This is a genomic window from Methylobacterium sp. 391_Methyba4, from assembly GCF_029691625.1.
Lineage (GTDB): Bacteria > Pseudomonadota > Alphaproteobacteria > Rhizobiales > Beijerinckiaceae > Methylobacterium > Methylobacterium fujisawaense.
In genome coordinates this window covers 445,943-461,035 of record NZ_CP121475.1, presented here as the reverse complement: position 1 = coordinate 461,035, position 15,093 = coordinate 445,943, and the positions used below count along the sequence as shown (strand labels likewise).

Genomic DNA, 15,093 nt, shown 5'->3' with positions numbered 1-15,093 from the left:
GTCTTATGACGCCGAGGCCTTCGTTGGATCTTTCAGATACCAATGTTGTGCCTTGCGATCATGGTAAACGAGGTTTTTATTCTTAAGGCGGGTCTTGTTTTTCTCCGAGGCATCGAGCGTAAAACCGGCGTCCCGAACCGCGTCATTGACTTCGCTTCCCGACAACCCCTTGGCGCCTGCCTTCGCGAGTGCGTCGACGATGACTTGGGCAACCAGGCCCGAGACTTGCGGCACCGGCACCCGCTCGGCCCCGCCCGAGACCGGCTCGTCGGCCGGCAGCGGCTGGGCCGGCGCTTCCATCTCGGCCTGGTCGGCCGCCGGCATCGGCTCCGGCGCGTAGGCAGCCCCCTGCCGCAGGGTCGCGATCACCTGGTCGAGGCGGGCCGCCTTGGCGGTCTCCGCCGCGATGGCGCTCACGTGTTCCAACATGAGCTCCTGAAGCTGCCGCGTCCTGTCCGCGGCGGCTTGCCGGGCCCGGTCGCGCTCCTGGCACATCTGGGTGATCACATCCATTCGGCACCCCCGACCAGGTCCAGGTCCGCATCAGGTCCGGAGTAGCTCCGCGACCTGATGATCGGACCATAGACCGGGTGCCCGCCAGGCCGCAAGTTCTTTCGCCCAGGTCCACCGGACGTGGTAAACGGAACCTGACCCGGTCGGACCGGTCGACCGGGTGAGTGAAACCGGATCGCGCACCCGGCCAACCTTGTCCGTCGCGTCCCCGGGGTTATCCTCTGGCCGAGTGTCGCGTGTATCGAACGGCTGGCGACAATCGAAGTGACCAAGGGCGCCCGCAAACGCCACGTCCGCGTTCGTCGATCTTCAAGTCGATGAAGCATTCATTCGAGCACAGGCCGCCGTACCAAATGTCGGTCTGCGTATTCCAATCAGCATCGGCGCCGAGACGAAGGCGTATGCCGCATTTCATCAAGCTGGCCCTCGGGGGTCAGCTGGTATCGCGACCCTCGCACTGGCCGAGCGGCTTTGCCGTCGACAGGGCCCCCGAGCCGGTCGGCGACCCGGCCGTGGTGGACCTGGTCGTCATGGGCCTGGCCGACCGGTGGGTTGGGCCGGGGCGCGGATCAGGCACCGACCGGCCGGCCCGTCGTGCCACTCGAAGCCGATCTCGACCAGGCCGGACGCCAGCACGAGGTCGCGGACCGGGTCGAACCTGACGGCGCTTCCCTCCTCGTCGGCGGTGCGGACAAGCTCCTCCAGCAACCCGGCATCCTGCGTCCGAACCGGCTCAGGAGCGACCTGGAGCTCGCCGGTCCCGTTGACGTGCATGTGGAGGCTGGGCGCGCGGTCCAGCCGCGAGAGGCGGCGCATCGCGCGATGTGCGGGTGTGTCGAGCTCGTCGGGGATGGACGCATCGAGGATTGCATCGGCGTCTTCGGGCGCGAGCGTCGTCGGCGCGCCGTCCGACGAGACGACCGCGGAGGATTGCTCGAACCGCCCGCCGGCGACGTCGAAGCGGACCGTCAGGAGCAGCCTGACGCCGGCGCGGGACAGGGCGAGGTCCAGCCGGCCTCCGTGCCCCTCGCCCCGGGCATAGCGGGCGTCCCCGATCTCCAGGCCGGCATGCCGTCGCAGCAGTCGACCTGCGGCCGGCGCGAGCGCCTCGTCGATCAGGTCGCGGGAGAGCGCGCCGGCGAGGCTCCGGCGCCATTGCGGACCGCCCCGGTCCGATGTCCGGGCGCCGCGCGCGGGCGGCGCGAGGAGCGCGGCGGCCGTCCAGCGCAGCGCGGGGACGTCGGCCGCGGCCGCGGGGCCGCGGTGAACCAGGTCGGCCAGGTCGCCGATCAAGGATGGAAGGCCCGGCGACAGCGCCGCCTTGAGCCGGCGCTGGACCAGTGCGGCGGCGTCGGCGAGGGCCGCGGAACCGGGTCCGGATGCGGGGCGGCCCGTTCGGGTGGCGCCCGGCGCGAGCCCTTCGAGATCGGCGAGGGCCTGCAGGATGAGCGGCAGCATCCGCAGGTACTCGAAGGCCCGCCCGAGGTGCGCCCGCGTGCCGTCGGCATCCTCGGGGACCCAACGGGCGATCCGTTCCAGGGCGGCCAGCACCTCGGCGTGGGCCCTCAGGGCGAAATCCTTCGGGATCGCGTCGAGCACGGCCCGGTCGGCCGGATGGCGCGACCGGGCGAGGGGGGCGACGATGCCATCTATCCAGGCCTGCCTGATGTGTTTGCGGATGGCGCTCTGCAGCCCGGGGATCTTGGAGACCTGGAGACCGCCCCCGGAGAGCGCCGCATGCAGGGTGCCCATGGCCGTGTCGACGATGGGCCGCGTGTCGGGATGGGCCAGGGCGGAGATGGCCTGCCGCGCCCGCGCGAGTTCGTGCACGTCCGCCCGCACCGGGCGGACGCCGGCGGGGGAAACCGGGAATTCGGGGTCGGGATGCATGGCCGGACGGTGCCCCAGGCGCGCGGGCGTCCGGTCGAGGCGCACGGCACGGCCTCGCACCGGGACTGTGCGCGGAGGCCGGGCCGGGTCGGTCCTGTCCTTGGACGGCGCCCGGGAATCGGGCGCACAGCCCATTGTGCGAGGCGCGCGGCAAGGCACAAACGCCGTCCCCGACCCTGCCGGGACGTGCCGCCGCGCCGCCGCCGGCCGCGACGTTCCCGACGGCGACCCCGGTGAAGTTCCGCTCGCGCGTTCCGCCATGTCCCGCCTCGACATCCAGGGGTTCTCGGGGACCGGGCCGCCTCAGGCGGCACGGCGCGAACGCATGGGGCGCCGGACCGCGGCGCGCCGCTTCGGCATCCGTCGCACGACGGCGCCCGCGGTGGGCGTCACCGGTCCGGGCGCGTGCGCCGGCGGCCGGTCCGGTGTGCCGGCGACGCCGCGCGGCCCGGGCCCGAGACGCGGCGATCTGGACCGGGGCCCCGAGCCCGATCCGGGTGCCGCGCCCGCGACCCGGGGAGACGGGACCGGGACCCGAGGGCGAGGGTCATCCGCCCCGGCGGTCCCTGTCGACGACGAACGCCGGCCGCGTGTCGGACAGGCGTCGCCAGGCGTCGAGGTAGGCGCCGAGATGCGGTCTGCGGGTCCGCTCCAGCTCCAGGTAATCCTGGAGGCCTGCGATCGCCCTGTCGTGGGCCGCGGCGTCGGTCCGGCCGGCGAGATACGCATGGCGGACGTAGATGCCGAAGGTCGTCATCGTGTCGGTCTCGCAATACGCCCGGACGCGCTCGATCTCGCCGGCGGCGACCATGTCGGCCACCAGCGACCCGTGCTCGCCGAGTTTGCCCGGCATGCCGACCAGCGCGGCGGCCTCCTCCAGGGTAAGCCGGCTGGCGCACCCGAACCCGGACATCTCGTCCATGACGTCGACGTGGGCGCCGCCGTACCGGTTGCCGTAGCCCGACCAGCGCGTGCCGCGCCGGAACCAGGCTTCCGCCGAGATGCCGTGGAGCATCGTGCGGTGGAGCAGCGTCGGCATGTCGAAGCCGCGGCCGTTCCAGGTGACGAGCCGGAATCTGCCGGAGGCGAAGTGCCGCCAGAAGCCGCGCAGGATGCGGGCCTCGTCCCAGCCCGCCTCGCCGCCGCTCCTGCAGGCGGTGACCCGATATTCCTCCAGTCCCGTTTCGCCGTCGCGCAGGATCTCCGCCTGCACGAAGCTGACGGCGACCACGGCGTGCCACGCGCATTTCGGAAACTTGTCCCTGGCCCACACCTCGGGCGGCGGCATCAGGGTTTCGTCCGGCACGGTCTCGATATCGACGACGAGGAGCGCGTCCGCATCCGCGCCGGGTTCCGCCGCCGGCCGACGGTCGTGGCGGACGGCGGAGCGCGCGCCGGCCGCGGGTGCGCTCGCGTCGGACATGGAGGGGAGCCGAAGCCGGGGCGACGGGGAGCGGGTCTCGTGCATGGGGCGGTTCTCCGGGGCGGCTGTCAGACCAGGATCGTGCGGCTGGCGTCGAACCCGTTCGTCGGGTCGTCCGGGTCGTAGGGGTTGCTCACGACGCGCGTGCGCCCGAGCCGCAGGTCGCAGGCCTGCGGCACGTTCCCGTGGATCCAGACGGCCGGGGCGCCCCACCCCTCCATCACGGGGTCCAGGGCGGAGGCGTGCCAGCAGACCCGCCACGGGTCGAGCACGGGCCTCGCCAGGGTGGGCGGCAGGCAGGACCGTGATGGGGCGAAGCCGGTGACGACCGCGGCCCGGTCGCCCGGGCCGATGTCGCGCAGGACCGGATTCGGCATATGGCCGTACGAGCCGGCACCGACGGCGACGGCGTTGAGGGCGTCCTCGATGAAGGCCCGCGAGCGGGCGTGCGCACCGGCCGCGTCGTGCGGGAAGAAGGGCACCCCGGGCGCGCTCGCCGCCCTGTCCGTCACCGTCCAGCGGCTCCGGGCGTGGGCGCGGGCGGTCCGGGCGTTCTCGACGCCGTCGAGGGCGAAGTCCGTCCAGAGCGTCGCGCCCAGGATGACCAACCCGGGCCGGAGCGGATCGCCGAGGCGAACGGCGCCGTCGTGGAGCACGGTGATGCCCAGCGCCGCCCCGAGCGGCACGGCCTCGGCGAGCGCCTCGCCCACGGGTTCGCCGTCGAGGTACTCCGCCGGTCCCGGGACGAGGACGACCGGCCGCCGACCCTGGCGGCCGCCGAGCGCGTCCGCAAGCCAGCGCACGGACCGGCACAGGCCGGGCGCGATCCCGCCCGGGACGAGCAAGGCGTCGAAGTCCGGCAGCGGGTCCGGCAGCACGTGGGGCGCCCGGTCGACCCTGAGGTCGGACAGGGTCCACAGACGGAACGGGACGGGCTCCGACGGCGCGGACCGCGCCCCGGGGGCGGCCGGCACGGCGGACGGGCCTTCCGTCGGTACCGGTGCATGCACCTCGGCGCGGGCCACCGGATCGGGAACGTGGAGCGTCACGGCTGTCCTCCGTCCTGCGCGGCGCGGTGTTGGTCCGCCTCGGCGATCAGCGCCCGGAGCGCGTCGCCCGAGACCAGGCGCCGCGCGATCAGCAGCTCGGCGACGGCCGCCACGGCGGTGCGGTTCGCCTCCATGACGGCCAAGGCCTCGCCGCTCAGCCGGTCGAGGTCGCGCTCGACCGCCCCGAGAAGGGCGGGGTCGAGCGACAGCGCGACCGCGACCTCGTGGGGGGCGCCGCGATACGCCAACCGGTCGCCGAGGCCGAGCGAGGCGTGGTTGCCGGCGAGCAGGGTCGTCACGCGCGCGAGGTCCGAGCGGCTATCGCCGCCCGCCCCGGCGCTCGGCTCCCCGAGGAACAGGATCTCGGCAGCCCGTCCGCACAGGAGCGCGACCGCGAGGCCCTCGATCTCCGCGCGGGTCGGCGACTGGCCGAGGCGGGTCGCCACGGAGGTCGCGCCGAGCGAATCCCGGCGCGGGACCAGGTCGACCTGGGCGACGCGGGCGCCGATCCGCTCGAACGCCACGGCGTGCCCCGCCTCGTGGTACGCGCTCCGACGTCGGTCCGCCGGGCTCCCTTGATCCGGCGGCGCGACGCGGCCGAGCAGGTCCTCCGGGCGCATCGGCCGTCCGGCGGCGCGCGCGGCGGCACGGGCCTCGGACACCCACCCGGCGACCTGGGCGCCGCTGGCGCCGAGCGCGAGCGCGCCGAGCGGCGCGAGGTCCATGTCGGGCACCTCGCCGTCGTCGAGGTGTTGCCGGAAGATGACCGCCAGGTCGGCGGCCGAGGGCGGCTTGATCTCGATCACCCGGCCCAGCCGTCCGGGCCTGATCAAGGCGGGATCGAGCCTGTCGCCGTGGTTCGTCGCCGCGATGATGCACACCTCGGGGGCGCCGGGCGCGTTGAGCGCATCGAAACCGAGCAAAATGCTCGTGCACAAGGGGGTCCACCACTCGCGCGCGTGGTTGTCCATCGTGGCCCTGTTAGGAATACTATCAGCCTCGTCTAGGAACAAAATACTAGGAGCTAACGCGCACGCGTGCGTGTACGCGGCATCCCAGGCGCGGAGCACGCCGCCCAGGTGTCCGTCGGATCCGGTGAACCAGGCGCCGACCGAGGTCGCGACCAGCGGCAGGCCCGCGGCCTTCGCGAGCGAGCGGACGAAAGATGATTTTCCTAGTCCCGGGGCGGAGCTGAGGGCGACGTGCCTGTCGAGCCGCTGGAACGCGGGCGCGCCGCCGGAGGCGCGCCAGGTCGCGATCTCGTCGATGAGGCGCGTACCCCAGGCATGGGCATCGCCGAAGCCGACCAGGGTCGCGAAATCGGGCGCCGACCCGACGGCGGGATCCGCGGTGGCCTTCGAGCGCGCCGCCGCGGCGAGGCGCGCGACGCAGGACCGCGCCGTCGTCCCGCGCACCGCGGCGGCGATCTCGAAGAAGTCCAGCCCGCGGGCGATCCCGGGCGGCAGGGTCGGACGCCGCCCCGTGGCGGCCCGGACGACCCGCGCGATCACGGCGTCGGTCGCGCCAGGGAGCCGAACGTGCAGGTCCGCCGCGGCGACGAGGGCCGAAGGCAGGTAGCGCGCGGGCGATTGCGAGACCCCGAGCACCCGGTCGCCGCGGGCGAGCCGGTCTGCCACTCGGTCATTTCCGCGGTCCGCACGGTCCTCGCTTCTCGAACCGCCGTTGCGCGCCACCACGTGACCCCACGCCGCCAGGCGCCCACACGCCTCGCGGACCGGCTCGACCCAGTCGGCGGCCGGAACCTGGACGACGAGGGCGAAGGCGGGATCGGCGGCGATGCGGCGGCGCTGGGCGGGCGAGAGCGCCGCTTCGAGCGCGAAGGCCGCGAGCGTCTCGGTCGCGGGACGGCGCTCGTCGGCGGCGACGTCCCCGGTCTCCGCCTCGTTCAGGTCGTCGCGCAGGAAAGTCAGGTGGGGCATCGTCGCCTTGCTCCGAGGGTGGGTTGGGGTCCGGGGCCGGGGCGCGGCGGGTCCCGTTTCTCGGGACGCATCCGCGGGGGCGGCCTACGACGGCACCTCGACGACGCAGGCCGGGTCGAAGGCGGGGTTCTCGCCGTCGTAGCCGAGGGGGTTGCACAGGATCCGGGTCGGGCCGATCCGGTGGTCTCGACGGGCGTGGACGTGGCCGTGGAGCCAGAGATCCGGGCGGCCGGCGGCGATGAGGCCGCCGAGGTCGCTCGCGAAGGCCGGGTTCAGCACGCTTCCGGCAAAGCTCGGGTCGAGCGAGGCACGGGCCGGGGCGTGGTGCGTGACCACGACGTGCGGTCGCACCCGCGCGTCCGGCGGGTCGACCTCCAGCAGCGCGCGGAGCAGGAAGCCGCGGGTGGTGGCGTGCAGGGCAGCTGCATCCCCCGGCCGGAAGGTGCGCCAACCTGGATTTCGGGTCGTCGCCACGCAGCGGTGGTCGTTGAGACCGGCCTGCGCGGCCGCCATGGCCCGCCGGCGGTCGCCGTCGAGGCCGTAGTCGGTCCAGAGCGTGCCACCGGAGAAGGCGACGCCGCCGATCTCGACGGTATCGTCGTCGAGCAGGGTCACGCCGTGCCGTTCCGCGGCCCGGCGCCCGAGCGCGCGCTCCTCGTCCACGGCCGAGCCGTAGAATTCATGGTTTCCCGCGACGACCAGGACCGGCATGAGCGGACGGATGGTTTGGCCCAGCCATAGGACGGTGTCCGCCAGGCCCTGCCCGACGTCGCCCGCGACGACGGCGACGTCGGCGTCGGGGATGTGCGCGGGTGCCCAGGGCGCCCGCGACAGGTCGCGGTGCAAGTCGCTGAAAGTCCAGATTCGCACGTGTTTGGCTCCTGGGTTCTCAGGATCGTCTCGCTGTTCGGGAGGCGGCGGCGGTCACCGCCGCGGCGGGGGGCGGCGCCTGGGCCGCAACCTTTCGCGTCGGACCGGACGACCGCCGCGCCGGTTCGGCGACAGCCTGGCGAGAACGTGGGCGAGGACGGTGCGCGCCGCCGCATCCCCCCGCCAGGCGGCGACGAGCACCGCTGACAGCGCGAGGTCCACGACGGCGGGATCCGGTTCGGTGCCCCGGGTGAGGTCGAGCGTGACGGCGATGGCGGCCGCGGCCTCGCCTCTCCGGGCCGCGGGCCAGGACTTGTGATGCAGGCAGACGCCACCGGCGAGGGCTCGGCGGACCTCCTGGATCGCGGCGGCCGCGATGTTCGGAAGCCGTTCCGTGCGCCAGAGCGCGAGCGGGTGGCATCCCCGGGCCAGCTCGCAGCGCAGGGAAGTCGGGTCGGAGGGCTGGGGGTCGTCGCTCGGGCGCATGCGTCCTCCGGGCTCGCGATGGGCAAGACGGCCCCGCTCCCGCGTGCCGAGGCGCGCGGGCGGGGTTCGTCGGACGGGATGTCGGAGGGCTAGTGCCGGTCGAGGCGCTCGGCGCCGGCGTCGGGGTGTCCCAGGACGAAATACCTCGACAAGGTGCGCGCCCAGCGCCGGCCATCGGAGGCATACAGGTCGCTGGTTGTGATGCGCCGCCCATCGGGGAAGTTCGGATGGCCGTAGACGTCGCCGGTGAGCACCCTCACGGACCGGGTGGCAGACCGCCACCGCTCCAAGCGTGGGGCGCCCTGCAAGTCATCCGGCGTCGGCTTGACCTGGTCGCGGATGCCCTGGAGTTCGTCGGCGAGGTCGCGCAGCCGGTCGCCGGCCTCCCGGTCGTCCGGGCTTCGTGCCTGCTCGGCGTCGACGCCGAGGGCGGCGGCGTAGGCGGCGGTGTCGACCGCGTCGGCTGCTGGCTCCTCGGCGGCGGCGCGCAGGGCCGCGAGCAGGGCCACGGAGGCCACGAGGCTGCGGCTCGTGCGATCCCCTTCGGCGATGCGCTGTGCCTCCCCGCGGCCGAACGCCGGCACGACCATTGGCAGGGTCCGGATACGACCTCGACCCGGCACGAGCGCCTCGTGCCCGCGCATGACGCGGCCGAACGCGTCGGCGGCGGAGGCGCCGCCGCTTCGGCCGCAGCCGAGAAGCCAGGGCGGCGAAACGACGTCCAGACCGAAATCCTCCGACGCGTTCATGCCCGCGAGCGCGGACGCTGCGGCATGTTCCTCGAAGGGGGTCGGCCCTACCGGCAGAACCGGCGCGTCGATGCGCGCCCTCAGCCCGAGGTTTTCCAGGCACGCCGCGGGCAGGTCGAGGACGAGATCATCGTCCCGCCCCACGGCCTCGGCCGCGATCTCGCCCGCCTCGCGTGCGTCGCGCGCCTCGCGCTCGATCACGGTGAGGCCCTCCTCCGTGACCGTCCGGCCCGGCAACGGCGCCTCCTCGGGGAACCTGACGCGGAGGAGCGTGACGGGCCGGCCGAGAACGCCATAGGCGTCGGCGAGGAGGAGCGCGGCGTAGGCGGCATGGGTCCGGCCGGCGGAGCCGAAGAAGGCAGAGATCAAGGGCAATCTCCATGACGGAATCCGGACGCCGGCACGCCCGGTGGAATGGCCACCTGGCGCGCGACGTCGGACCGGTTGTGATTGATCCGTGAATCGTAAGGCAAAAGAGCGGAAATGAACAGCATATTCTGCTCGTTATCAAGAGCCGGATTTCTGGCATGGTTAACGGCTGCGTAGTGTTACAGTCTTGGGTCCGCAGGATTACTTACGCATGTGCGTGAGGTGGCTCGGTGACGCCGCTCCGGGGATACGCTCGCCACGACCGGCACGAGGCAGGTCCGCGCGCTCCGAACGTGCAAGGCGGCATTGGCTTATCGCGCGCGAAGTGCGCCGGTCCTGGGAGCTCCACGCGCCACGCATTGTCGCACAGATGACCCGGAGCGCCGGCGAGAGGCGGCTCCGACCGGCATGCCGGCGCGGCGGGCGCCCGGAACGGCGCCGATGCCGGGACGTACCCGCGGCGCGACCCTGGGGCAGAGCGGGACGATGACAGTGATCGGCGCGACCTTAGGAGCGCGAGTGACTCGATAGACTGTCAGCGAGCGCGGCCAGGGATCCGATAACCAGTAAATTCGGTACTTCTAGACATATGGAAATAGGGATGGCAAGATTCCTTCGATGCATCGGCCCAAAGGAGGACGCCGTGATCGCGACCATCCATTCCAACGACCGCACCGGGCTGCTGGCCGCAGCGCTGGTGGCCGGCGGCCTGACCGCCGCCGGTACCCGTCCGACCCTCGTCGCGGTCGGCGCCAACGGCGCCCAGGCCTGTGGCCTGGCACGCCTCTCGGGTTCGTTCGACCTGCTCCGCCCCGATCCCCGCGACGCGGCGGCCGTCCTCTCGGGACTGGCGGCACGGTCGGAAGGCGACGTGATCGCCGTCCTGCCGACGGACCTGCTTCGCGAGGGCGGTCCGGGCAAACCCGGACACCTGCGCGTCGTGGCCACGGCGTGCCGGCTGACCGCGGCCCAGGCCCTGCACGCGACCGCGTCGGGGGCTTGGCACCTTCGGTGCGACAGTGAGCTCGGCCAGCCGGCCTGGCGGATCGCCCCGCGCGTTCTGCCGCTCAAACTACCAAGGCTCTCGCCGCTGGAACAGATGCGGCTGCTCGCGGGCGATCTCGGCGAGAGCATGCGGTACGCGGCGGTCGCGCTCGCGGCCACACTCCTCGCCGTCTCGGCGGACCCGGACGCCGAGCGCTTCGAGACGGGTGACCTGACCGCGCTCATGTCGCCGCTCTCCCCGGCTCGGGACCGTGACCTGCACGAGCGGCTCCTCGACTGTGCCGCCGCCCTGGGCGACCCGGTTCTCCAGGGCGCGCCGGTCGGCACCGCCGGGGCCGCAGGCGGACGCCTCCGCAAATCCCGCCCGACGCCGGTGGCGACCGCCCGCCTCCGCGCCACGCAACCCGCCCGCCTCCGCGCCTGACGGAAAGGACCAGAGCCATGATGAACCGCACGAAGCCGAACCGCGTCTCGCTGGCCCCTCGGCCGCGCGTCGCCTCACCCGGGACCGGTCGTCCCGGTCGCTCCGGAAGCGCCCGGCGAGCGCGCGCGGGGACGAGTTCCTCGCGGGCACGGGCCGGTCGGGGCCACGTCGCCCGGAACGTGCCGCCGACGGCGACCCCGCGCTGGGAGGCGAACCCCTACGAGGCGTTCTACGCCTTGTCGGCGGACGGGGTTGGCCTGCTCGACCCCGGTTTCGACGACTGGGACTTGGACCCCTGCGTCCTCGTCGGCCTGGCGCCGAACCGTGGCGACGAGCGGGAGGATTCGTGACCGTCGTCCGCGCGGCCCGCGGGACCGGGCTTCGGACGACGCGAGCCGGCCCCGGCTCCCGCTTCGCCGCGGGAGCCGGGGGCCGGCGAAGGATCGGCGTTCCAGGTTCCGGAAACCGTTTGGAACCCGTAACGTCTATCGCTATGCGTGACCCGTTACGGGTTGCGACCTGCGGGTATGTACCCGAGCCGGAACATGGAGGCGCTTTCGGCGGGAAGCGGCTGGTCGAGCTGCTCAAGCTGTCTCCGGGAGAAATCAGAGGCGACGCCGCATCGGGGATGCCACGCCGCTGCCACAGGCCGAGATCGGCGATGGCTCCGGCGACGGTTCGGCTACGTCTGTCGCGTCAGAGGATAAGCCGGATGGCTGGCCACGCAGCGCCTCGCGACCGATATCGGCGCCGGTGCGGGTGGACCCGATGCCCCCTCGACATCCCGCCGCGCTGATGGTGCCGGACTTTCGAACGTGAAGGAGCGCAACGGCCGGCCGCGAAGGATCGACACCTCGCGGCGCCGGAGCGTGCGGTCGACCACCGAGCCGCTGCGGTAGTTCCGGATTGATAGAAATAGGGGTTGCACGGTCCGTTCCGCGTCTTCATGGTAATTCCATGGAACTCGAATTAGCGGCACGACAATTGGAGGCGCTCGGCAATCTGACCCGCCTGAAGGTGTTCCGTACGCTCGTCCGGGCGGGCCATGACGGCCTGCCGGTCGGTGCGCTCCAGCAGCGCGTCGATGTCCCGGCCTCGACGCTGTCCCATCATCTGCGCCGTCTGATCCACACCGGTCTGGTGGTTCAGGAGCGCCAAGCCACGACCCTGATCTGCCGGGCGGCCTACCCGGCGATGAACGCTCTAATCGACTTCCTCGATGAGGGAGAGCACCGCGGGCGGTCGGCCGGTCCCGCTTCGATGTCGACCTGATGGACCCGTGCCTGCGACCAGGCATGGTAGCGCCGCTCGAACTGCGCCGTTCCGACCGCCGCGACCCGTCGGGGTCCGCGCCGCCTGTCCCGCCGGAGGCGCGCCGGTGAGACTTGCCGACGACAGCGCCGACCGGGGCGGGAATGGTATGTTCCGGGCCGAAGCCGGATTTTGGGAATGCCGCGCCGATGCGCCTGACTGACGAGACCGGGACGGATCACCGCCCCTCGGACGAGGCCTGGATCGGAAACCTCATCCGACATTGGCGCGAGGACCCCGGCGCCTCCTACCGGACCTGGTTCCTGTGGGAGGAGCGCATCAAGAACTTCCGCTCGATCCGGCGCGGCCTCCAGGCGGTCATCGACGAGATCCGCGCCGACGCGTTCGGCAACGCTTATCGCGGTTCGTCGCTGGAGACGGTCGTCCACTCCATCGCGGAGCAGCGCCAGGTCTTCAAGGGCGCCGATCACGCCTTCCTCTGGAAGCCGAAGCTGCGCATACCCGACATCTACGAGGACCGCGCCAACCAGGTCGCCTTCGGCCGGTTCCTCGACGCCTGCCTGTGCTGCAGCGCCGAGGACGGGGTGCTGTCCGCCATCCACGCCCTCGACCGGCAACGCATCAAGGGGCTGGGCCCGGCCGCGGCGAACCTGCTGTACTTCCTGCACCCCACCCTCGTGCCCCCATTCAACACGGCCATCGTGAAGGGCTACAACGCCGTCGCCGGGGCCAACGTGAAGCTGGGCAAGTGGGACGAGTACCTCGCCATGCGCCGGGGCATCGTCGCCCTCAACGCCGCCCATCGCGGCCTGCTCTCCAACGATTACGGCGCCATCGCGGGCTTCCTGTTCGACGTCGGGTCCGGGCGATACCCGCTGCCGGAGCGCGACGGGGCCGCCGCGCTGGCGCGCTGGCGCGAGGATCTCGACCGAGTGCGGGCGGAGGCCGCGGCCACGGCCTCCAAGGCGGCGCTCGCCGCGCGTGAGGCGGACCACACCCACACCGAGGTCCAGGGCTGGCTGCGCGACCTCGGCCTCGCCCTCGGCTTCGACGTCTGGATCGCGTCGAACGACGGCAACCGCCCCTATGCCTCCGGCCGCCTGTCCGACGGCTGCCTCGACCGCCTGCCCGGGCGGCTAACGGCGAATGGGTCGGCCGAGACGGTCCGGCTCATCGACGTGATCTGGCTGGACAAGGCGGACGGCGACGTCGCGGCCGCCTTCGAGGTCGAGCACACGACGAGCATCTACTCGGGCATCGTGCGGATGCTCGACCTGGCGCTCGGGGTCGAGGGCGGGGCCGCGCGCAACTTCTTCCTGGTGGCGCCCGACAACCGCGAGGAGGACGTGCGCGCGCAGTTCGCCCGGCCCGCCTTCTCGCGGGTGGCCGAGCTCGACCTGCGCTACCTGCCCTACAGCGAGCTGCGCGGGCACCGGGAGACGATCGCCCGCTTCGGGAGCGGCCTGAAGGGCGTGCTCGCCATCGCCAAGCCCGTCGGCCGTCCGCGCTGATTCCGGTGACCGGCGCGACGGAGCCGGCCGAAGGGATAAGGTCGTCGTTCCAGCGGCCGGCCGACAGCGTACGGAGGTCGCGCAACCGCATCGGCCACCATCGCGCCGTCCTCGACGAGGGACCGACCAATTACCACGCCGACGCCCTGGACCCGATCCGCTGGTGCCGTCCGACCATCGCGCGATGGGCGAGCACCGTGTCACGGGTGGCCGCCGTCGTCATCGGGCGTCCAGCCGCGGGCGCGGGTTCCGAGGGCGCCGGACCGCACGCGCGGATCCCGACGGTCACCGAAGACGTTCGCGGCGCGGCCGATGCCCCGCCGCCGGCCGGGATGCCGGTGGCCCCACGACAACGAACTCCGCCGGTGCGGCCGGACCCCGCGGCGTAGCCTTCGAGCGGGCGTCGGATAAGTCGGCTGTCGCGTCGCGGTGGCCCCGCTCGCCGCGGGCCTCGGCCGCGGGCGTCATCCGGCCCTCGCCGCCGGGGCCCCGGCCGGGCTCTCACCGTCCCAGGGAGCCTCGCCAACGAGGGCGGCGAAGCGCTCGTCCGGGAGTTCCTCGAACGGCCTCCGCTCCGCTATGCGCTGGCGCAGCTTCCACCGGAGCAGCCGGGGCGTGATCCTCTGGAAGCGCCCCGTCGCCGCGACCAACTCAGGATCCAGGCCGCCGAGGATGCCTTCCGCCGTCTGTGCCCCGCCTCTGGCGAGAAGGGCGTGGACCTCCCGCATGAACAAGCGCCAGAACGGCCGCTTTCCCATCGCCGCGACCGCCTCGGCGAGTGGCGGCTCGGGCGTCGCCGCGACGTCCGGCTCGGGCTCGGGCTCGGCCAGCCCGAACCGATGGCCGACGAGGGTCAGCCCGTTGCCGTCCTGCACCAGGCGCAGGAGGTGATAGCGCAGCCACGCCTCGGTGAGCGGGAAACCCGCCCGCTCGCCCTCCTGCTTGAGCCGGGTCGGGAGCGCTCTCAGGAGCGGGTGGACCGCCATGGGGCCTCGTTGGCGCACCGCCGCTTCGACCGCGTCCCGCACCTGCCCCCAGAAGTCGTTCGCCTCTCGCGCCAGCTTGAGCCCGTGCGCGGTATCGACAAACCTGGGCCCGGCGCGACCCTGCGCGAGGGAGTCCGCCTCACCCGCGGCGGAAACGGGCGGCGCGGCCCCGCCGGCCTGAGTGCCGACGGCCCGCACCCGGTCCAGCTCGGCCTGCAACGCCGCGACCCGCTCCTCCAGGAGGTCGACCCGGTCCAGCGCCTCGTCGAGCAGATCCCTCGCCGCGGCCCTGCAATCCTCCGCTCCGACGAAGTCCGCCAGACCCGCCCGGGCCGCTTCGACCCGGGCCATCTCAAGCAGCTCCCGCCCGATCACCGTGAGCCGCCTCTCGAACGCCTCCGGCAGGTCCGCCCGCTCGATGGCCGGCCGGTAGTCCTCTCTGTCCTTCCACTTCCTGAGCTCGCGAGCGATGTCGCCGAACGACCCGCCGCCGAGCTCCCTCCGGACCGTGCGGACCGAGACCCGCTCCTTGGTGCCACCGGGCGGTGCCGGCCTGGCCCGTATCCGATCCGCGGCTGTCCAGACCCCGTTCTCCGTCACCATGCC

Annotated in this window: 13 protein-coding genes; 4 read left to right on the top strand and 9 right to left on the bottom strand. The window is 73.0% G+C overall.

The window, feature by feature from the left end; genetic code table 11:
- Positions 1 to 3: 3 nt before the first annotated feature.
- From P9K36_RS02215 to P9K36_RS02180, 8 genes are all read right to left on the bottom strand, one after another.
- Positions 4 to 513, bottom strand: coding sequence for a hypothetical protein (locus tag P9K36_RS02215; protein ID WP_132252700.1), 510 nt, complete (start codon positions 511 to 513; stop codon positions 4 to 6).
- Between the two features lie 528 nt (positions 514 to 1,041).
- Positions 1,042 to 2,448, bottom strand: a complete 1,407-nt coding sequence (locus P9K36_RS02210) for a hypothetical protein (RefSeq protein ID WP_132252703.1) — start codon at positions 2,446 to 2,448, stop codon at positions 1,042 to 1,044.
- A gap of 502 nt (positions 2,449 to 2,950) precedes the next feature.
- Positions 2,951 to 3,871, bottom strand: coding sequence for a 3'-5' exonuclease (locus P9K36_RS02205; RefSeq protein ID WP_182592556.1), 921 nt, complete (start codon positions 3,869 to 3,871; stop codon positions 2,951 to 2,953).
- Between the two features lie 23 nt (positions 3,872 to 3,894).
- Positions 3,895 to 4,875: a hypothetical protein gene (locus tag P9K36_RS02200; RefSeq protein WP_132252708.1), complete on the bottom strand. Its 981-nt coding sequence runs from the start codon at positions 4,873 to 4,875 to the stop codon at positions 3,895 to 3,897.
- Positions 4,872 to 6,815 carry an AAA family ATPase gene (locus tag P9K36_RS02195; RefSeq protein ID WP_132252711.1) on the bottom strand — a complete coding sequence of 648 codons (1,944 nt, stop codon included), beginning with the start codon at positions 6,813 to 6,815 and terminating at the stop codon, positions 4,872 to 4,874. The genes P9K36_RS02200 and P9K36_RS02195 overlap by 4 nt, the downstream gene beginning before the upstream one ends.
- 84 nt (positions 6,816 to 6,899) lie before the next feature.
- On the bottom strand, positions 6,900 to 7,685 hold the full coding sequence (locus P9K36_RS02190; RefSeq protein ID WP_132252713.1) for a metallophosphoesterase: 786 nt from the start codon (positions 7,683 to 7,685) through the stop codon (positions 6,900 to 6,902).
- Positions 7,686 to 7,739: 54 nt separating this feature from the next.
- Positions 7,740 to 8,171: a hypothetical protein gene (locus P9K36_RS02185; protein WP_132252716.1), complete on the bottom strand. Its 432-nt coding sequence runs from the start codon at positions 8,169 to 8,171 to the stop codon at positions 7,740 to 7,742.
- An 89-nt stretch (positions 8,172 to 8,260) separates the two neighbouring features.
- Positions 8,261 to 9,289, bottom strand: a complete 1,029-nt coding sequence (locus P9K36_RS02180) for a hypothetical protein (protein WP_132252718.1) — start codon at positions 9,287 to 9,289, stop codon at positions 8,261 to 8,263.
- 643 nt (positions 9,290 to 9,932) lie between these two features.
- Between P9K36_RS02180 and P9K36_RS02175 the strand changes: the two genes are divergently transcribed.
- The 4 genes from P9K36_RS02175 to P9K36_RS02160 all read left to right on the top strand — a co-directional run bounded on the left by P9K36_RS02175 (position 9,933) and on the right by P9K36_RS02160 (position 13,501).
- On the top strand, positions 9,933 to 10,718 hold the full coding sequence (locus P9K36_RS02175) for a hypothetical protein (protein WP_132252720.1): 786 nt from the start codon (positions 9,933 to 9,935) through the stop codon (positions 10,716 to 10,718).
- Between the two features lie 17 nt (positions 10,719 to 10,735).
- Complete coding sequence (locus tag P9K36_RS02170) at positions 10,736 to 11,068, top strand: hypothetical protein (RefSeq protein ID WP_132252722.1); 333 nt, start codon at positions 10,736 to 10,738, stop codon at positions 11,066 to 11,068.
- A gap of 607 nt (positions 11,069 to 11,675) precedes the next feature.
- Positions 11,676 to 11,990, top strand: coding sequence for a metalloregulator ArsR/SmtB family transcription factor (locus tag P9K36_RS02165; protein ID WP_053620341.1), 315 nt, complete (start codon positions 11,676 to 11,678; stop codon positions 11,988 to 11,990).
- A gap of 188 nt (positions 11,991 to 12,178) precedes the next feature.
- Positions 12,179 to 13,501 carry a hypothetical protein gene (locus tag P9K36_RS02160; RefSeq protein WP_053620342.1) on the top strand — a complete coding sequence of 441 codons (1,323 nt, stop codon included), beginning with the start codon at positions 12,179 to 12,181 and terminating at the stop codon, positions 13,499 to 13,501.
- Positions 13,502 to 13,965: 464 nt separating this feature from the next.
- On the opposite strand, the gene P9K36_RS02155 is transcribed toward P9K36_RS02160, so the two are convergent.
- Positions 13,966 to 15,090, bottom strand: a complete 1,125-nt coding sequence (locus tag P9K36_RS02155; RefSeq protein WP_278306510.1) for a DNA-binding protein — start codon at positions 15,088 to 15,090, stop codon at positions 13,966 to 13,968.
- Positions 15,091 to 15,093: the final 3 nt, after the last annotated feature.